Source organism: Shewanella frigidimarina, assembly GCF_003797125.1.
GTDB classification, from domain to species: Bacteria; Pseudomonadota; Gammaproteobacteria; order Enterobacterales; family Shewanellaceae; genus Shewanella; species Shewanella frigidimarina.
Map to the genome: position 1 here is coordinate 724,966 of NZ_RKKE01000003.1, position 21,263 is coordinate 746,228.

The 21,263-nt window shown below is 40.2% G+C and carries 12 protein-coding genes; 8 read left to right on the plus strand and 4 right to left on the minus strand.

Going from position 1 to position 21,263, the window contains the following annotated elements:
• Positions 1 to 85 precede the first annotated feature (85 nt).
• A complete protein-coding gene (locus EGC86_RS12645) occupies positions 86 to 2,452 on the plus strand; it encodes a carbohydrate binding family 9 domain-containing protein (RefSeq protein WP_123777932.1) in 2,367 nt (788 codons plus the stop codon).
• A 113-nt stretch (positions 2,453 to 2,565) separates the two neighbouring features.
• On the opposite strand, the gene EGC86_RS12650 is transcribed toward EGC86_RS12645, so the two are convergent.
• Both EGC86_RS12650 and EGC86_RS12655 read right to left on the minus strand, forming a co-directional pair.
• The gene (locus tag EGC86_RS12650; protein WP_165872410.1) at positions 2,566 to 3,792 is read right to left on the minus strand and encodes a response regulator; all 1,227 of its coding nucleotides are present in this window, start codon (positions 3,790 to 3,792) and stop codon (positions 2,566 to 2,568) included.
• Between the two features lie 37 nt (positions 3,793 to 3,829).
• Complete coding sequence (locus tag EGC86_RS12655; protein WP_123777789.1) at positions 3,830 to 4,951, minus strand: beta-ketoacyl-ACP synthase III; 1,122 nt, start codon at positions 4,949 to 4,951, stop codon at positions 3,830 to 3,832.
• 386 nt (positions 4,952 to 5,337) lie between these two features.
• Between EGC86_RS12655 and cysK the strand changes: the two genes are divergently transcribed.
• Positions 5,338 to 6,303 (plus strand): cysteine synthase A, encoded by a 966-nt coding sequence (cysK, locus tag EGC86_RS12660; protein WP_011637922.1) that lies wholly within the window; start codon positions 5,338 to 5,340, stop codon positions 6,301 to 6,303.
• Between the two features lie 314 nt (positions 6,304 to 6,617).
• Positions 6,618 to 7,511 carry a LysR substrate-binding domain-containing protein gene (locus tag EGC86_RS12665; protein WP_011637923.1) on the plus strand — a complete coding sequence of 298 codons (894 nt, stop codon included), beginning with the start codon at positions 6,618 to 6,620 and terminating at the stop codon, positions 7,509 to 7,511.
• Positions 7,512 to 7,577: 66 nt separating this feature from the next.
• Here the strand turns inward: EGC86_RS12665 and focA are convergent, their stop codons facing one another.
• Positions 7,578 to 9,170, minus strand: coding sequence for a formate transporter FocA (focA, locus tag EGC86_RS12670; RefSeq protein WP_425376040.1), 1,593 nt, complete (start codon positions 9,168 to 9,170; stop codon positions 7,578 to 7,580).
• Between the two features lie 1,533 nt (positions 9,171 to 10,703).
• Here focA and EGC86_RS12675 point away from each other — a divergent pair.
• From EGC86_RS12675 to pflA, 4 genes are all read left to right on the plus strand, one after another.
• Complete coding sequence (locus EGC86_RS12675; RefSeq protein ID WP_011637925.1) at positions 10,704 to 13,577, plus strand: TonB-dependent receptor domain-containing protein; 2,874 nt, start codon at positions 10,704 to 10,706, stop codon at positions 13,575 to 13,577.
• 685 nt (positions 13,578 to 14,262) lie between these two features.
• Positions 14,263 to 15,795: a DUF3360 family protein gene (locus EGC86_RS12680; protein WP_123777791.1), complete on the plus strand. Its 1,533-nt coding sequence runs from the start codon at positions 14,263 to 14,265 to the stop codon at positions 15,793 to 15,795.
• Positions 15,796 to 16,200: 405 nt separating this feature from the next.
• A complete protein-coding gene (gene pflB, locus EGC86_RS12685; RefSeq protein ID WP_123777792.1) occupies positions 16,201 to 18,483 on the plus strand; it encodes a formate C-acetyltransferase in 2,283 nt (760 codons plus the stop codon).
• Between the two features lie 78 nt (positions 18,484 to 18,561).
• A complete protein-coding gene (pflA, locus tag EGC86_RS12690) occupies positions 18,562 to 19,299 on the plus strand; it encodes a pyruvate formate lyase 1-activating protein (RefSeq protein WP_011637928.1) in 738 nt (245 codons plus the stop codon).
• A gap of 53 nt (positions 19,300 to 19,352) precedes the next feature.
• Here pflA and yfbV read toward each other — a convergent pair whose 3' ends face one another.
• Positions 19,353 to 19,790, minus strand: coding sequence for a terminus macrodomain insulation protein YfbV (gene yfbV, locus EGC86_RS12695; RefSeq protein WP_011637929.1), 438 nt, complete (start codon positions 19,788 to 19,790; stop codon positions 19,353 to 19,355).
• Between the two features lie 229 nt (positions 19,791 to 20,019).
• Here yfbV and ackA point away from each other — a divergent pair, with 229 nt between their 5' ends.
• The gene (gene ackA, locus EGC86_RS12700) at positions 20,020 to 21,222 is read left to right on the plus strand and encodes an acetate kinase (RefSeq protein ID WP_011637930.1); all 1,203 of its coding nucleotides are present in this window, start codon (positions 20,020 to 20,022) and stop codon (positions 21,220 to 21,222) included.
• The last annotated feature ends 41 nt before the right edge of the window (positions 21,223 to 21,263 follow it).

Sequence of the window (21,263 nt, forward strand, 5' to 3'; positions counted from 1 at the left end):
TTTTGCGACAATAAGAGAAATAACAAAAAATAAAAACAGAGTAAAAGTGATCAACAACTTAATTCCAACTAACAGCTTTACACCAATCAACCGATTAACTCAAACCTGTGCACGTACCTGTGGCGCTATATTAATTTTGGCATTATTGAGCAGTGTATTATCTTTCGCTGCGTTTGCCGGTTCGAGCCAGCAATTTCATCTCGACATCCCGACCATCAATGAAGATATTGAGATGGATGGCGACTTTAACGAATCAGCTTGGCAACACGCTACCGAGGTAATGCTTCGTTATGAAACCTCTCCTGGTGAGAATACCGCTGCACCAGTAATAACCACAGCTAAAGTCTATGCGTCAAACACCAGCCTATATTTTGCGTTTACCGCCCACGATCCTAATCCAGACAATATTCGAGCAAATCTACGTGATCGAGATAAATCCTGGGGCGATGACATGGTGGGTATTAAACTGGATACCTTCAATAATGCTCGTTTAGCCTACCAATTTTTTATTAACCCTTATGGGGCGCAAAGTGACTCCATTGAAAATGAACTCATTGGTCAAGAAAGTGATGCCTGGGACGGGATTTGGTATAGCAAAGGTAAACTCACCAAAAATGGTTTTCAAGTTGAGGTGCAACTCCCTTTAAGACTGTTTAATTTTGATGACAGTAATCCAATTCAAACTTGGGGCATTGAGCTTATTCGCTTTTATCCCCGCAATGAAACCCATCGTTTATCCACTCATAAAATAGACCGTAACGTGTCATGTCAGTTATGCCAATTAGGTATCGCATCGGGTTTAGCCGGCGCAACTCAAGGGAAAGACCTCCAACTAACACCCTCGATTGTGGCAAATCAAAGCCAGCAACGAGACGTAGCGCAGGCCCAACCTTGGAGTGATGAAAGTAATGTTGATGTTGGATTAGATTTACGTTGGGGGATCACACCGACTACCTTACTTAACGCCACAATTAACCCAGACTTCTCTCAAGTAGAAGCTGATGCGGGTCAGCTAGATGTAAACAACACATTTGCACTCTTCTTTCCGGAAAAACGCGCCTTTTTCTTAGACAACAAAGATTACTTTGATACCCAATTAGATTTACTGCACACCCGCAATATTAGTTCGCCCGATTATGGGGTAAAGCTGACCAACAAAACCGATAACCATACCGTCGCAATATTAGCGGCCAATGACACTCAAACCCAGTTTTTAGTCCCTGGCAATTTAAGTTCTGATGTGGCGATATTGGATCAGCAAAGTCATAACATGGCGGCTCGCTATCGATTTGACCCTAGCAGAGAGTTTTCAATTGGTGGCTTAGTGACGTTAAAGCAAGCCGATGATTATCATAACTATGTTGCCAGTGTTGATATAAAGTACCAACCGACGAAACAAGATACTTTCACTGCGCAATATGCGCATTCACAAACAGCTTATCCGGACGATTTATTCACTAAATTTTGCAATACGGATGATTGTTTACAGCAATCTGAACAATGCGAATTTGGTGATTGTAATATCAACGAACGCGTTTTACGTACCCATAAAGACGATAACTTTAACGACAGCATGTACGCTATCAGTTATCAACACGAACGTCGTAATTGGTATGCCAGTACTCATTATGAATCAACAGGCGATGACTTTCGTGCCGATCTTGGCTTTATCGACAAAATTGATGTCGCAAAATTTGTCGCTGGCGGTGGCTACATTTGGTATCCAGACAATCATTTCTTCAGCAAAATTAACCTCGGCGGCGATTGGGACATTACCCATAATCAAAACAATGAACGACTTGAGCAAGAAGCAGAAATGTATATCGAGTTTGACGGCGGACTTCAAAGTTTTATCGCCACAGGGATCGTGCAACGACAACGAGTGGGCAGACGCCACAACCCGAGCATTATTGATATAGAGAATAACACTAGTGAATTTAATGAAACCTTAGGTTGGTTTTACACCAACTTCACCCCTATTGGATCGCTGAAATTAGAACTAGATGTGAACTATGGCGATGACATTGATTTCGCTAATAACAGGCCTGCAACTATCACTATGTTGAATCCTGGCATCGAATGGAAATTAACCGAATCATTAGTGCTTGATATATCACACCGCTACCAAACATTAGACGTCGATGATGGTCGTTTATTTACAGCTAACCTAACCGATATGCGACTCAATTGGCAGCTGACGCTAAACAGTTTTATACGCTTAAGCAGTGTGTATACTCGCATAGAGCGCGACCCTGACTTATATCGTTACCAACGTCCAAATACACTGTATCAAGATATTGGTAATGAATTGCTCTATGGCTATAAACTTAATCCCCAAAGTGTGTTTTACCTCGGTTATTCAGACGCATTTATTGCCAATGATGATATCGACTCGTTAACCCAAGACGAAAAAACCTATTTCATGAAACTCAGTTACGCTTGGCTGCTTTAGGCATAACCAATAGGTTTACAATTAACCTTGTCGGGACAGCCATCGAGGCAAAAAAGCCGTTGATACTCAAGTATCAACGGCCTTATATTAGCTAACTCATCAGGTGAAGTAACTTACTGAGAAACAACCCTATTACGACCTGCATTTTTAGCTTTATACAGTAGCTCATCGGCACGTTGCAGTGCCCGGTCTAATGTTTCATTACTCACGGTAGACACGCCACAACTGAATGAAACAGGCAAATCACCTGCCGAGGTTCTTATCGGGTTGCTTTCACATTGTTCCCGAAATTTATTCACTAGTAGGCTAGCTTTAGTGGCATCTAAACCTTTAAACGCTACAACAAATTCTTCGCCACCAAAACGCGCTACAGTAAAATTCGCTGCAAAGGCGTTTTCTAAACGCTGCACAAATTCAATTAACACTTCATCGCCGACATCATGGCCATAGGTATCATTGATTTTTTTGAAGAAATCTATATCTAATAGTGCCACCGATAACAGTTTTTGTTCCGAATCATTTTGTTGGTATTGACCAAAAAAGTAACGCCGAGTGTAGGCTTTAGTTAAATAATCACGATTGGCTTTACGCCACAAATTACGCATCATATCGAGTGAATCAAGGGTGTTAAGCACTCGACAATGAAACTCTTCATGCACGAACGGTTTTTGCAAAAAATCATTAGCGCCGTTTTTAATAAACTTTGCCGACAAACTTTCATCATTGTCATTAGACAAACCAATAATGGCGATATCTTCACGGTTAAACTGCTCACGTACCCGTAAAACAAGTTCAACACCATCAACTTTTGGCATGTTGTAATCAGTAATAAGCAACTGAATATCAGGCTGCGCTTGTAGTACGGCTAATGCTTCTTCGCCATCATTGGCTTCTATAACCTTGAACAAATGCTGTTCAAGGAGCATTTTTACAAACTTACGACTCACTAACGAATCATCGGCAACCAACACTTTAACGTCTTGATTTCGATAAAGTCTGTCAATTAACTTGACCACATATTGATAACTGTGGCGTTTATCCTTTGGAATATAATCAACGATGCTGAGTTTTAAGATTTCTCGACGTTGAGCAGCATCTAAATTACTAGTCAGTACGATACAAGGAGTCGAATACGATGCCACTAACTTGACGATATCGCCGTCAGAAGCATCGGGTAAATTTAAATCTGCAACCACTACAAAATATTGATTTTCTTCTAAAAAAGTCAATGCACTCGACATATCAGGCGCTATGTCCACATGGTATCCAAGATCCTGAACAATCATGTGTTTTAATATTTTCGATACAGTGGTGCTATCTTCTACAATCAACACTCGCAATATAGTCACCTTTATTTCTGTCTAGTACTCAAATCATTTAACACTTTTCAAGTACGATGCTGCCGATAGAATAACCTGCACCAAATGAGCACAACAAGCCTAAATCACCCGTTTTAAAGTCTTGGTTAAACTTATGGAAAGCAATAACCGATCCCGCAGAAGCGGTATTAGCATACTCATCTAATACGATAGGCGCTTGAGTTGGTTCTACATTATCACCAAGCAGCTTCTTCACTACAAACAAATTCATGTTTATATTGGCTTGATGAAGCCATAAGCGCTTAAATTCCTCAGGTTTTATTTGTTCATCAGTAAATTGTGCGTCTAAATGTTGGTAAATCATCGGCAATAACTCTTTAAACACTTTACGGCCTTGTTGATGAAACAGCTTATCTGATGTGGTTGCATTTTCTGGATCGCAGCGATTAACAAAGCCAAAGTTACTGCGAATATTACTTGAGTACTCGGTCACACAGCGAGTCGATAACACACTAAAGGCATTCGTCGATGTTGATAGCTCTGCACGTTCAACTACCACTGCAGTTGCCACATCACCAAAAATAAAGTGGCTGTCACGATCGCGAAAGTTAATTTGCGGCGAGGTTAATTCAGGATTTATAACCAGCACTCGATTAGCTGTGCCGCCACGAATAGCATTAACGGCATTCACAATCGCAAACGTAGCCGATGAACATGCCACTAGCATGTCGTAGGCAAAACCTTTAGTGCCCATGGCTTGTTGGATTTCAATTGCAATGGCTGGATAAGCTCTTTGAGTATAAGCACACGCCACAATCACCAAATCGATGTCTTCAGCCGTTAGGTTTGCTTGCTGTAATGCTTGGTTAGCGGCTTCAATACCCATCTCAGCTTGCATAGACAACGATTCAGAAGGTCTATCAGCAATTAATGGCATCATGATGTTGGTATCGAGGATACCGTCTTTTACCATGACATAACGGCTTTTAATCCCAGAGGCTTTTTCAATAAACTCACTTGACGAATATGCCAACGCAAGCGTATTCCCGGCCTCTATCTCGGCCGCATTCTGTTGATTAAATTGGTCAACATAACTATTATAACAGTTAACTAATTCGTCGTTAGAGACACTGTAAGGTGGTGTGTATAAACCACTGCCTGAAATCACAACTTTATTCATTTTACTCTACCATTTTTAGTGAATGAGTTAGCGAAAGCTCATTTGAGTGCCAGATATATCGACATGAATCACTGAAGGTTTTAACATCGCTTATCGATAACCTTACTGATCATTTGGGTGGCACGACAGAGAAACATTTTGCTGATTAACGCTATTCTAGTATTTTATGATTTAATCTCGTCATACTAAATTAAATTTGTTTGATGGTCAGACCATTGAATGATGACAATTTACTCCGAAAGCCTAATATAGCAGCATCTATAAGGTTTTTAGAATAAAAATAAACTCCTTAATAACTAAAAAGAATAAAGAAGAACAAATTTTCACTTCTAAATCCTGCTGAGCAGATTATGATTAGACAATGCAACCATAGGAGCAAATAATCCATGAGCAAAATTTTCGAAGATAATTCATATACTTTAGGCAACACACCGCTAGTTCGTTTAAACCGCGTCAGTAACGGCAAGGTACTCGCTAAAGTAGAAGCACGTAACCCAAGCTTTAGTGTTAAGTGTCGTATTGGCGCCAACATGATTTGGGATGCTGAAAAGAAAGGCCTACTCACCAAAGATATCGAGTTAATTGAACCTACTTCAGGTAACACCGGTATTGCACTTGCTTATGTTGCTGCAGCACGTGGTTACAAATTAACTTTAACCATGCCAAACACCATGAGTCTTGAGCGTCGTAAATTGCTTAAAGCATTAGGTGCAAACTTAGTGCTAACTGAAGGCGCTAAAGGCATGAAAGGTGCTATTGATAAAGCTGAAGAAATTCGTCTGTCAGCGCCTGAAAAATACCTAATACTAGGTCAATTTGATAACCCTGCTAACCCAGAAATTCACGAAAAAACCACAGGTCCAGAAATCTGGAATGATACTGATGGCGAAGTCGATGTATTCGTTGCTGGTGTAGGTACTGGTGGTACGCTAACAGGTGTAAGCCGCTATCTTAAAGCACAAGGTAAAACCATTACCTCTGTTGCTGTTGAACCAGTTGACTCACCAGTTATTGCACAAGCATTAGCAGGCCAACCGATTCAACCTGGTCCACATAAGATTCAAGGTATTGGTGCTGGTTTTATCCCTGGTAACCTAGACTTGTCGATTATTGACCGTGTTGAAGCTGTTACTAACGAAGAGTCTATTGAAATGGCTCGTCGTTTAATGAAAGAAGAAGGTATTTTAGTCGGTATCTCTTCTGGTGCTGCTGTTGTTGCCGCGAACCGTATTGCTGCATTACCCGAATTTGCAGACAAAACCATTGTGGTGATATTGCCTTCAGCTGCTGAGCGTTACTTATCTTCAGTATTATTTGCTGGCGAATTTAGCGACAGCGAAAACGTACAGTAATAAATTGCATGAATAGACTCTACATTTGTCTATTATAAAAACCAGCTTCGGCTGGTTTTTTGTTTCATTTTCGTCATAAAGCCTAAATATTGATCAACTAAAAGCATTATGCTCATCGTATATATCGCTATCTTCCTGTCTAACTTTCGATAAATTATTGTTTATTTGTAATAAAAACTAAACCTCAGTTGCAAAGTTGCTATAAGTCGCTTGCCTATACAACAGCCTTCCGTTTTACTTATTGAAACAAATACTAGTAAACATCAATTTTATTGATACTTAAATGATTCATAAAACGGAGCTATTACGCTGATATGAAATACTCGCTTAAACAAATTACCGTTTTTGATGCTGTGGCCAGTCTTGAAAGTGTGAGCGCAGCTGCTAGAAAGTTATCGATGACCCAATCAGCGGTGAGTATGTCACTTTCTCAGCTTGAGAATTTATTAGACCGTCCGCTGTTTATTAGACAAGGCAACCGACTAACCCTAAGCCATTGGGGTAATTGGTTAAGACCCAAAGCACGCCAATTACTTCAAGATGCACAACAAATTCAATTTGGTTTGCATGAACAACACGTAATTAGTGGTCAATTTAAGTTATGTTCTAGCCAAACTGCGGCTGAATATTTATTGCCGAACTTAATCAGTAAAATTGATAATGATTTTCCAGAGCTAAGGATTGATCTTGAGGTTGAAAACACCGAACACGTTGTTGAAGGCTTAATAAACTACGACTATGACCTTGGTATTATTGAGGGGCGTAATGACGATAGCCGCTTACATCAAGAGAAGTGGATTGATGACCATCTTGTGGTGGTTGCTGCGCCGCATCACCCTTATGCCAATGCTGAAAAAATTAGTTTAGCGCAATTGGAACAAGCAAAATGGGTACTTAGAGAGCAAGGTGCTGGTACTAGGCGTATTTTTGAGGGCGCCATCCATGGTGTGCTTGAAAAGCTCAATGTGTGGAAAGAGTACGAACATGTATTGCTGTTAAAGGCATTAGTCAGAAATGGGGCTTACTTAAGCTGCCTGCCCCATATTACCGTAGAGCAAGATGTTGCCGAAGGTAAGCTGGTTATTATTGATACACCACAGCTTAACCTACAGCGTCAATTGTCTTTTGTATGGCGTAATGATGCGGGTGATAATCCGCTGCGCGATTGCGTCCTAAATGAAGCAAGACGCATGAGTAAAACGCTTTAATGGTATTTGGTAACGCCTTTACTTAACCACTAGATGGCTCGTTAAAGGCGTTATCGATTGAGTTAACTATCCCATCACCGAACAAATTTTAGTGGCTATCTGTTCTCGAGTAATAACCCCAAGCAATAACCCTTCATTCACCACAGGAAAACTACTCGGTTTATTCGCAGAAGCATGTCTTAAGCGTTCTTCATAACTCATAAAGTGGCTTCCGGTATACATCCCGCTAGCGGTAACAGGAAACAGCTTCTCTCTATCGACAACCATTAACTCAACAAGATCAGCAATTTTATCGTTACCAGATACGGTCATCACTTGCGTCTGCATTAAATCAGCAACATGACTGTTAATGTGTTTGTTATATTCTTCAGACCATAAGCATCTTAATAAATCTTGCTGAGATACAAATCCTAATAAACGATTTTGCTTGTCGACAACTGGTGCACCGCGTTCTTGCGCAGCAGTGAGTTGCATCAGTCCTTCATGAATAGAGAGTTCTGGTGACAATGTAAAAGGTGTGGCTTCCATTAATTCACTGACAGTAAGATTAATAATTGATTTAGGCATAGCAGTTCTCCCATTCGTTTTTAGCGAAGGTGTAAGGTTAGATTCATGGTGGATTTGGGTTAATACTGAATGTGATTTGGAAAAGTCTGTGGTCGATTGACTGACCATTGATCGACTTGATATTGTTACGTTGGGTATTGGCTTATCTGAATTAGACTGGTTAGAAGCTGACTTATTTGAAACAGCCTGGTTTGACATAGCCTGGTTTAAAATATGCGCGTCAATCGCCGGAATACATTCAGCTAATGCCAACGTTGCTAACGCCATAGGCGCTGTATGATTAGCATTAGAGTGCTTTAATCGTTCGATCATTAAATAAGCAAGGCCGACGAATAAAGCACCGCCGACGATGTTGCCTAACGTGACAGGAATAAGATTATTAAACAGAAAATGCGTTATGGTAATATCTGCAAACTGGCTTGCGGGTACACCAATAGCATTAAAGAAATCAGCCGATGCAAATTGCTGCAACATGATCCCCAGCGGCACCATGAACAAGTTAGCAATACTGTGTTCAAAACCACTGCTGACAAACATGGCGACGGGCAGCATAAGTAAGAAGGCTTTGGTTAGTACGTCTTTGCTGGAAAACGTCATCCAGACACCAAGGCACACCAAAACATTACATAAAATGCCTAAAATAAATGCTTGGCTCCAATCATGATGTATTTTGTGTTGCGCAATATTTAATGCATTCAAGCCCCATTGACCACCATTGAGCAGGTGCATTTTAGCCCCTAAAATCAACAACAACATCAACATAGCACCAATGAAATTGCCAACATAGACACGAGTCCAACACATCAATAAATCTTTGGTATTTACCCGTTTCTGAGCCCATGCAACACTACTTAATACCGTACTGGTAAATAATTCTCCTCCACAAATAACCACTAGAATTAACCCTAGGCTAAACGCTAAGCCGCCAATAAAGCGCACTTGCCCCCAAGGACCAATTGTTCCGGTCGTTACCGTAATATAAAAAACAAAAGCCAACGCAATGAAAGCACCGGCAAAAATAGCTAAGCCGAATGACTCTAAGTGCGACTTAATGACTTTAGATTGCCCGTATTGTTCAGCTTGCTGGCACATGTTGATAACTGCACTATTCGCAGCGTCTTGTGTGTAAACATTCTGTATCGGCACCGTTGACGTTTTTGTTGTTAAAGCAGTCATAAACTACATTCCAAATACACTAATGGTTATTCTTTGGCTGCAGCATAAATATTAAAGAAATATACAGATACACATCATCGTTGTTTCTAATATTCATGGCAGCCTTCTTGTCAGACATAAGACTACCTTTGAAATAATCAGAATAAAATCTGATAATAATGATGGCGACCATCAATATTATTGATTCACGATTCTGTAATATCAGCATCCATAAAATAGAATGATACCGGTGGTAAAGTTGATGAAAGAGTTGATGGATTTATAACTGATGCTGGTACTGATATTGATGTGAATGTTGATGTTGATGTTACTATTGATGTTATTAGTGATGCGCATTAACTATTATACGTGGTTTTGTCACAGTGCAATGTAAACCATTATTTTTGCGGCTGCTGAGCCAGTTAACTCATCGTTATCGTGCAAGCATGAATACGGCAACCTGTACAACTACTTCCGCATTTCCCCGATAGTATTATCGCTAGTTTTGTCGTTGCACTCTTAAATCTTATGATTATTAACCGAGCTAAAACAGTAACCCATGCAAAGTCTATCCCTACAGTTCACTGTTTAATAAAAAAGTAGATATCTTAATGAGTATTTACTTTGCATCCGCTATTACGACAGAAATTCATATGCCTACATTTGCCAATAAAAAATTGGAATCACCTTCATTTATGTGGCAGCGTTCTATCGACATTAGGCTTTATCATCGGTGTTATTTACAGATTGGTTTTGTGATTATAAAAACCTACATCAATAAAACAGGATTTTATTACGCATTATCAATCATGGATCGTAGCCATTATTGATAATTCTTATTGATAAGGTATCTGCAATGCTTATTACTGGCGTTTTTGTTTAAAAAAATTTAACTAAGGCAATCAAGACTATGTTGCTCCGAATGTTAAACAATCGAATAACAAATTACTTAAACACCATAACTATTCAATTAATGAATGATGTTCTAATATAAAAAAGGTCAATACCAAGATTTATTTACGTAAAAACCATATTAATTATGTGCATGAAACAAATTTATAAACATGTGAAATGTGTAATTTAACTAAAAAAAACGCTACGTTATATTTTTTCACATAAAAATTAAAAATAATTTATATACATAACATTAACAAGTTAACCTAAATTAACTATCCACAAAACAATAAACCAATAATTTACAATCATTTAATTAACAAATAAACTCATTTAAAATTACACTGTAATGATAAGATTTACATTATCATAACTTTATGATGATTGTGATCTATAAATGTTAATAAAAATGAGTTTAATTGTATGTGTGTTGCAAGTCATCAACATGATGACCTGATATTGTTTTTTTATTTAGGTGTGCTTATATCAATAGCTGTGTAACTTTGTTTCATTTTTATATTAAAAATGATCTCAATGATTACATCATAATAAAAAAATATTTCAGGGAGTTAAAATATGCAAGCTAATTCACATTTAGCCAAAGCTATTCGCTTTGCGCTAATCAGTGGAGTTGCCGTTTCTGCAGCAACCACATTCAATACTGTTGCAGCAGAAGACGCAGCGAATACAGCACCAGCTGTCGAAAGAATCTCGGTAACGGGCTCACGAATTATTCGCGAAGGTGCTGTTGCACCAACACCAGTTACAGTAATTACTGGCGACGAGTTATTATCAACTGGTGTAACAAATATTGGTGAAGCGCTAAACCAATTACCTGCACTGGGTAACACCTACTCACTTGCCAACTCAGGCCGCTTTATTGGTACTTCGGGTCTTAACTTGCTCGATTTAAGAAGCATGGGTACCGCCAGAACACTAGTGTTAGTGGACGGTAAACGCCATGTATCAAGTTCTGCAGGTACTTCTTCAGTCGACGTCAATACCATTCCAAGTGTATGGATCGATAGAGTTGAAGTAATTACCGGCGGTGCATCTGCAATTTACGGTGCCGATGCGGTAACCGGTGTTGTAAACTTCATTTTAAAGAAAGATATTAATGGCTTAGATGTATCCGCAACCAAAGGTTGGGCTGACGATAGTGGTCACAATAAAGACCGTTTCTCATTATCTTATGGTTCTGATTTTGCCCAGGGTGATGGTAACGTTGCCTTTGCGGTTGAGTACAGCGCTCAAGAGCAATTAAGAGCATTTGATCGCGATCAGACTTCAACTGCTTTTTCGAGCCTAGCAAATAAAAACCGCACTGAAGATAATAATGACCCATCTGATCCAGACAAAATATGGACTCCTAATGCAGGTCACTACACAATTAGTAATGCCGGTACCTTCAATTTAGATGGTTGGAAAAGCTTTAACCCTGATGGCTCATTAAGCGATGTTTATAGCGGTCAAAATGTTGATGGTATTCGTTGTGCAAATTGCGATGTCACTAACTTAAACCAGTTTGTAGAATTACAACCTGAATTCGAACGTTACAATATTAACTTTAAAGCAAACTACCAGCTTAACGATAATCATAACGTTTATTTTGAAGCTAAATACGTTAACAGCCAATCAACAGATGAAGGTCAACCAGCATTTTTCTTTGGCAATCCGGTTAACGATATCAAAATTGATAACGCTTTTATCAATCCTGAACTGGTTGCTTTAATGAAAGCAAACAAGGATAGCGACGGTAATTCAGCGCCATTAGATACACTTAATATTCGTCGTTTTATGACGGACTTGGGTGCGCGCATTGAAGATGATACTCGCGAAACTCAACGTTATGTTATCGGTCTTGAAGGTATAGTATTCCAAGATTGGGATTACGATGCCTATGCTATTTATGGTCAAACTGATTTAGAGCGCGTTAATAAAAATAACTTAATCTATGACAATTACACCAACGCCCTTGATTCTGTATTAGAAAACGGGATTGCGGTATGTCGTGATCAGTCAGCTAGAGATGCAGGCTGTGTGCCAGTCAACATTTTTGGTTTTGGTGCACCAAGTCAAGATGCGATTAATTATATTAATACCGCTTCAACTGGTACATCGATTATTAAGCAAACCGTATTAGGTGGCTCACTAACTAACTCTAGTTTATTTGAATTACCTGCCGGTTATGCAGGCTTCTCTACTGGTGTTGAATACCGTAAAGAAGAAAGTGAGATATTTGAACCTTCAAATGCAGCAGGTACTTTCTTCAATGCATTAGGCGAAGATAAAGGCGATTTTGATGTAAGCGAAATCTTTGCTGAAATCACGCTTCCTTTGTTAGCCGATTTACCAATGGTACGTCAGCTAGACTTAGATCTTGCAATACGCTTTGCTGATTACAGCACCATTGGTAATGCTACAACATGGAAAACTGGTTTAAGCTGGGAAGTTGATGATCAGATCCGCGTTCGTACTACATACTCAGAAGCTATTCGTGCACCTAACATCAGTGAGCTTTATGGTGCTGCAAGCCAAACATTCTTCTCTGTAGATGACTCTTGTCGTGCTAAAAACTTAAATGATCTGGCTGATCCAACTCAACGCCAAGCTAACTGTGCGGCGTTAGGGATCCCTGCTGGTTTTGACGCTGACTACGACGATAAAACGCTTGAAGGATTAAGTGGTGGTAATCGCGAGCTACAAGCAGAAGAATCGAAAAGTTTCACGTTAGGGATTGTTTATCAACCTGATTTTATTGATGGTTTATCGATCACTACCGATTATTGGAATATTGAGATCGAAAACGCTATCAGTGCTGTTGGTGCTCAAGATATTATCGATCGTTGTGTTGATTCTAAATCTGGTGTGAATAATGAATACTGTAGTTTGATTACTCGTGATTCAACTAGCCACGAAATCACTCAAATTAGACAGTTCTCGTTGAACATTGCGTCGCTTGAAGCTGCTGGTATTGACTTTGATATTGGTTATAACTTTGAAGCCTTTAGTGGTGACGTGCGCACTAACCTTATTGCGACTCGTCTACTAAAACGTAAAGACTTTTCATTCCAGGATGAACCAGATACGTTTGAAGAACTTGCAGGCACGGCAGGCTATGCTGAATGGCAAGCAAACTGGAGCCTAAGTTACTCAATCGATAGCTGGGATGTTAGCTGGAGAACGCGCTATGTCGAGGGTGTAAGCCTTTATACTGATAAGGAATTAGCCTTAAACGCGAATCCTAATAGCAACATGGAGTTTGGCGATTACTTTATCAACGATATGGCAGTTGCATACAACTTCGATTCAGGTATAAGATTGAAGTTTGGTATCGATAACGTGTTTAACCGTGAATTACCTTACGGCTACACAGGTACCGATACTGATAGCTCTGCTTACGATAACGTAGGCCGTTTCTTCCATACTACGGCTACTTACAAGTTCTAAACTATTCGTTATAAGCGATAGGTTTATTTGTAAAACGGCATCTTCGGATGCCGTTTTTTTATGTATATAAAATTATTTTAAATATCGCCTAGCAATAAAGTTTCCCCTAGTCTCAGTATCAACACCATAGTGAAAAACAACCACAGAGTCATACTCACAGTATTATGAGCGTTACCGCATTAACTGATTAAGCAAATCACTTTAATGTTGATGTCGTCAAGCATTACCAGCCAAGTCGCACCTTTAAATAACGTCTGAACACCTTAAGTAAAACTTTTAATTTATGATACTCTATATCAATTATATTGATGCTGAGTATTAATTTGTCATCTGTATAACAATCAAACTTCAAATCTAGACTAATTTACTGATCTAATTTTGCAGTCAACTTGTTATCCAGATCTCACTTCTAGCAAACAAAACATCAACTTTCTTGATACCAAGTGATGCAATCGCATCGCTATGCTAAAATCCACAAGGTAAATTGGTCTTACCAAAAAAGATCATAATAAGGACATCACTGTAATGCTTCCCTAATTAAAGGCATCGCAGCTGAGCAAAGTGATAAGAGCCATTGCGGCTCACCGGCAAGCTGCTCTTATGGACATAGCCATCACTTCAATGGAACACACTTAAACTTCATCATTTGATGGATTAACCTGTTCTTTTCGGAGAATGAGAAATTATGTCAGACACAGTCAGTAATTCAGATACACAAGCTCATGAAGCAAGCTATAGCGAGCTTCACCGCCCTGCTAGCGAGTTTGATACTCGCGATGCCTATCTAGAAAATGAACTCAAGATAATGAAGCCAAAACGCTGGGGACTCAATCTTCCTGGGCGTGATTTTCGTTTTGAATGGGAAGACTTAGTCCCAGCAATAGCAGGAACCATTGGTATTACTGTTATGTATTCTGCAGTAATGGCTGCTTGGGCTGCAGGCTTAAGTGAAAAATGGGACCACGTCAATCTTGGGGCAGAATTTGCTATCCAAATTGTCCGCGTAGAAATGCTCATCCCTGCTTTACTCTTCTGCATTATTAGCTCCGGTTTTATTAACCCAAGAGCAAACCTTGGTGGCAACCATGGACCAATGATCCCGTTGATTGGTACCATCGCGCTCGCTGGTGCTCATCCGTTAGCGTTAGCAATCCTCATTGGTATATTTGGCTTAATTTTAAGTTATTTCAAAGGGGGATCGAAACTGGTTAACCTCACCAGTAGCGGTGTAGCTGGCGGTTTATTAGTGTTCTTAGGATTTATGGGGGCTAAAAGTCAGATAGGTTCTTTGTTTGACTGGGCTGGAGGACTGCAAGCCAAACATAGTCTTGACTATTCACTCGGTTATGTTGCATTTACCATCTTGTTAATCAATGTCATTATTTATGCTGCATTAGCCAAATACGGTAAGCGTTGGTTAGCTATTCCGCTGTGCTCTATCGCGGCTGTTGCTCTGGCATTTGGTCTTGGCGCAGGCTTAGATCTACAATTTACTACCGCTCCAGGCATCCCAAATCTCAATCCTGTTTATTGGTGGGGTTCAACTGAACATGGTTGGCAGTTAGGCTTACCAAATGCTGCTCATTTTATTGCATCATTACCGTTCGCTATTCTTGCTGTTGCCATGTGGTCACCTGACTTTCTTGGCCATCGTATTTTCCAAGAGTTAAATTATCCAAAAGGTGCTGAAAAAGTGCTGATGGATGTTGATGACACAATGACAACCTGTTCAGTAAGACAGATCGTTGGTACGGCAGTAGGTGGCGGTAATATTACCTCATCGTGGGGCACTTACATGATCCCCGCAGCCATTGCCAAACGCCCTATTCCTGCTGGCGCTATCCTACTCGGTAGCTTATGTATTATTGTGGCTATCATTGGTTATCCTATGGATATCACCGTGTGGCGTCCTGTTATGTCGATTGCGCTTTTAGTCGGTGTATTCCTACCGTTATTAGAAGCGGGTTTACAGATGGTTAAAGACACAACTAGCAGCCAGGCCGCAGGTATCTGTATTTTCGCTGCATTCGTTGCTAACCCAGTATTAGCTTGGGCTTTGACCATGTTACTTGATAACAATGGCTTGATTGGTGATAAAGAACGTCCTAAAACCTTGTCGTTTGCAGACCGTATTGTTATCCCAAGCCTAGCCTTTGTGATTTGTTTGGCGGCGATGTTAGCAGTAGGCATGATCGAAGGGATTCCAGCGTTGCTATAATCCAGTTATGCTCGGTAATACCATCAATAAAAAGCGAGATCGGCAACGATCTCGCTTTTTATTTGTCAAAAATTGCCGCGTGCTACTCCAACTTCTAAACAGATTTGTTAGCCAGTTAACACTTTTGATATTCCGTTAGCGAAAGCAGCCGATATCGTCATCGCGCTGTGCTATTATTAAGCCATGGATAATTGGTCTTACCAATTAGTTCATTAACCGAAACAATATCGATTAGCGTCATTACACAAGCCAGGCGGAACATTTCTGCCATCAATGTCGCAGAAGATGTAAACGGCTCAGTCTAGCGAATCAACCTAGACTACAGAATGTAAGTACTCAACGGATAACAACACTTAGTGTTAATTGTGATGATATCCGTAGAAAATCAACCAGAGGGTTAAGTAAATGACAGATAAAACCGAACTATTTGCCAACGCGTGGGAAGGTTTCGTAGCTGGCGATTGGAAAACTGAAGTTAACGTACGTGACTTTATCCAACAAAATTACACACCATATGAGGGTGATGAATCATTCTTAGCAGGTGCAACAGATGCAACATTAACTTTGTGGGACAAAGTAATGGAAGGCATCAAGCAAGAAAACCAAACTCATGCTCCTGTCGATTTCGACACAGAAATGGTTTCTACCATTACCTCTCATGATGCTGGTTATATCAATAAAGACCTTGAAACTATCGTTGGTTTGCAAACTGAAGCGCCATTAAAGCGTGCCATGCTGCCTAATGGTGGTATTCGTATGGTTGAAGGTTCATGCAAAGCTTATGGCCGTGAACTGAACAGCGATGTAAATTACGTTTACTCTGAATTACGTAAAACCCATAACCAAGGCGTGTTTGATGTCTATACTCCTGAAATTATGGCTTGCCGTAAGTCAGGTATATTAACGGGTTTACCTGATGCTTATGGTCGTGGTCGTATTATTGGTGACTACCGTCGTATTGCTTTGTACGGTATTGATTATCTAATGAAAGATAAGTTTGCCCAATTCAGTTCACTGCAAGCGCAGTTTGAAGCAGGCGAAGACTTATCAAGTGTGATCCAATTACGTGAAGAAATTGCTGAGCAACATCGTGCTTTAGGCCAAATGAAAGTGATGGCAGCTAAATACGGTTGTGATATTTCTGTCCCAGCCAAAAATGCTAAAGAAGCCATTCAATGGACCTACTTTGGTTACCTTGCTGCAGTAAAAAGCCAAAATGGCGCAGCAATGTCACTTGGTCGTACTTCAACGTTCATTGATGCTTATATTGAACGTGACATTAAAAATGGTGTTCTTACTGAGCAGCAAGCCCAAGAAATGGTTGACCATTTCGTCATGAAATTACGTATGGTTCGTTTCCTTCGCACACCTGAATACGACGAACTATTCTCAGGCGATCCAATTTGGGCAACTGAATCTATCGCAGGTATGGGTCTTGATGGTCGCACATTAGTAACTAAATCAAGCTTCCGTTTCTTACATACCTTGTACAACATGGGCCCAAGCCCAGAGCCAAACATTACTGTATTGTGGTCAACAAAATTGCCACAAGGTTTTAAAAGTTACTGTGCCAAAGTATCAATTGACACTAGTTCAATTCAATACGAAAACGATGACTTAATGCGTCCAGACTTTGAGTCAGACGATTACGCCATTGCTTGTTGTGTTAGCCCAATGATTTTGGGTAAACATATGCAGTTCTTCGGTGCTCGCGCTAACTTAGCCAAAACCATGTTATACGCCATTAACGGTGGTGTTGACGAAAAGCTTAAAACCCAAATTGCACCAAAAGCTGATCCAATCACTGCTGATGTGCTTGAGTTTGATGATGTTATGTCACGTCTTGATGGTTTAATGGACTGGCTTGCAACGCAGTATGTGTCTGCACTTAACGCTATTCACTTTATGCATGACAAATACTCTTACGAGTCTGCGTTAATGGCATTACATGACCGTGATGTCCGCCGTACAATGGCGTGTGGTATTGCTGGTTTATCAATTGCCGCCGATTCATTGTCAGCGATTAAGTTTGCTCAAGTTAAGCCTATTCGTGATGAAAATGGTATTGCGGTTGATTTTGACATTCAAGGTGATTATCCAAAATTTGGTAACAATGATGCTCGCGTCGATGACATTGCTTGCGATTTAGTTGAACGTTTTATGGCGAAAATTCGCACTAAAAAAATGTATCGTAATGCCATTCCAACACAATCAATCTTAACCATCACTTCAAACGTAGTTTATGGTAAGAAAACCGGTAACACTCCTGATGGTCGTCGTTCAGGCGCACCGTTTGCGCCTGGTGCAAACCCAATGCATGGCCGTGATGAAAATGGCGCAATTGCTTCATTAACATCAGTGGCTAAACTACCATTTGCCCACGCACAAGATGGTGTTTCTTATACTTTCTCTATCGTGCCGAATGCATTAGGTAAAGATGATACGGGTCGTCGTACTAACCTAGCGTCACTGATGGATGGCTACTTCTTAAGCAAGCCTAACCGTGAAGGTGGTCAACACTTAAACGTTAACGTGATGAACCGTGAAATGTTAGAGGATGCAATTGTTAATCCGGATAAATATCCACAATTAACTATTCGTGTATCGGGTTATGCCGTTCGCTTTAATGCGCTCACCCCTGAGCAGCAGCAAGACGTGATTACTCGTACATTTACTAAAAGTATGTAGTCTCTGCTAAAATTGGCTGTATCGATGTGTAACATCTTATCGATACAGCCTTTTTTATATTCATTTTAAGGAACAACAATGACGTTAGGTCGCATACATTCAGTGGAATCATTCGGAACCGTTGACGGTCCAGGAATTCGCTACATCGCTTTTATGCAAGGCTGTCTTATGCGCTGCCAATATTGTCATAATCGTGATACATGGGATCTAGATGGCGGCAAGGAAGTTTCTGTTGATGAAATAATGAGCCAAGTCATTTCTTATCAACCCTTTTTAGAAGCCAGCGGTGGTGGTATTACAGCCAGTGGTGGTGAAGCAATTTTACAAGCTCAATTTGTCAGCGAGTTGTTTAAAGCCTGCAAAAGCCAGGGGGTACACACCTGTTTAGACACCAACGGTTTTGTGCGTAAATACGAACCGGTGATAGATGAATTGCTCGACAATACCGACTTAGTGTTACTTGATATCAAACAAATGGACGATGCCAAGCACATCGAACTGACGAAAGTCAGCAACCATCGAACACTACAATTTGCACAATATCTTGCCACACGAAATATAAAAACCTGGATCCGTTATGTGGTTGTCGCAGGATTTACTGAAGATGTCGAATCAGCCATCGCACTCGCTGAGTTCATTAAACCGATGAGCAATGTTGAAAAAGTTGAATTACTGCCTTATCACCCGTTAGGGGAACATAAATGGCAAGCTTTTGGCGAAACGTATACTTTGGCGGATATTTCACCGCCAAGTACAGAGATTATGCAGAGAATTCAGCAAGTGTTTGTCGACCGAGGTATTAACGCTACATTTTAGTCACAAAAACGATAAACAGATGTAAATTAGCACTGACTTATACATAAGATGAATTACAATTCATCCCAGTAACTTTGGTCTAAACGTTCAAAAGCCAGTTTCAAAATGGTAGCCATATCAGAATAACAGGCTCTTGCGCCCAAAGGTTGGCAATGGATACCCATCTTAGTCAATGCTGAGGTGAGTTGGTTGCCCCAATCAAATAATGATAACGGTAACGGATGGCTCGCTCGCCAACCTAGCCATAATAAGCCTTGTAATGGCAGGCTAATAAAAAACAGCAACATAGTTAATGCTTGCGGTAAATAATCCCAGCCAAATACGTATAGCTGGCTAGACGCAACGACTAATGCCAACACAGGCATAGCAATAATCGCTAATTGAGTCGCTTTAACGACGCGGTACTCTGGGAAATAAAACCCAAGTTGCCTAACCATTGGCCAGGTCTTCATATAACGTTGACCATCGCCAAGTAATTTAACCAAATTCATGTTCAATATACGGCTACCTTTACTGCTTAGGACATGAGTATAACGATAACATAATACAGTGTCATGCCCCAAATGCACTGGCTGATTTGCATCTATACTGATTTAACTTTCAGTCGTAAATCACGGTAAAAACAACGAAGTGTGGCGTTTATGAAAGAATCATCATAAACCTTAATCAAAATGGAATTTTACTATTTTATTTAGTTTCATTGACTTAAAAGGCGTTAACATGTCAGACAAATTAGTACTCGTTCTCAACTGCGGTAGCTCATCATTAAAATTTGCCATCATTGATGCTCAATCAGGCGATGATAAAGTTTCTGGATTAGCTGAATGTTTTGGTTTAGAAGATTCGCGCATTAAGTGGAAATTTGATGGCGGCAAGAATGAAGCCAAATTAGGTGCCTTTACTGCGCATCGCGAAGCGGTAGAATTTATCGTTAATAACATCTTGGCAGAACACCCAGAACTTGCGGCACAAATTAAAGCCGTTGGTCATCGTATCGTCCATGGTGGCGAAAAGTTTACTCGCTCGGTTATTGTTACTCCTGAAGTCATTCAGGGTATTGAAGATTGTGCGTCATTAGCACCTTTGCATAATCCTGCGCATTTAATTGGTATTCGTGCCGCACTTGCCTCATTCCCAGCGTTACCACAAGTTGCAGTATTTGACACCGCATTCCATCAAACCATGCCCGAAAAGGCATATATTTATGCCCTTCCTTACAAATTGTATCGTGAACATAGCATTCGTCGTTATGGCATGCATGGTACTAGCAATATCTATATTTGTCGTGAAGCAGCCAAAGTCTTAGGCAAAGAGACTAAAGACACCAATATTATTTGTGCTCATTTAGGCAATGGCGCATCAGTAACCGCGATTAAAGATGGTAAAAGTGTCGACACTTCAATGGGCTTAACCCCGCTTGAAGGTTTAGTCATGGGTACACGTTGCGGCGATTTAGACCCATCAATTATTTTCCATTTAGTTAAACAGCTTGGCTATACCCTTGATGAAGTCAATAACCTATTGAATAAGCAAAGTGGTTTACTGGGCATTTCAGAACTCACCAACGATTGTCGTGGTATTGAAGAAGGTTATCAAGACGGTCACAAAGGTGCCACATTAGCCTTAGATATCTTCTGCTATCGTTTAGCCAAATATATCGCCTCTTACACTGTGCCATTAGGGCGTTTAGACGCCATTATCTTTACTGGCGGTATTGGCGAAAACTCAGACCTTATTCGTGAGAAAGTGCTTAATTTATTAGCAATATTTAACTTCAAAGTCGATGATAACTTGAATAAAGCGGCTCGCTTTGGCCAACAAGGCATCATTACTCAAGTAGGTAGCCCAATTGCTATGGTCATACCGACAAATGAAGAATGGGTTATTGCCGAAGATGCCATTAAGCTAATCACAGCTAAATAAGCAGCCTATTCGGTCTTATATTCGGTTAATTAATATGAACA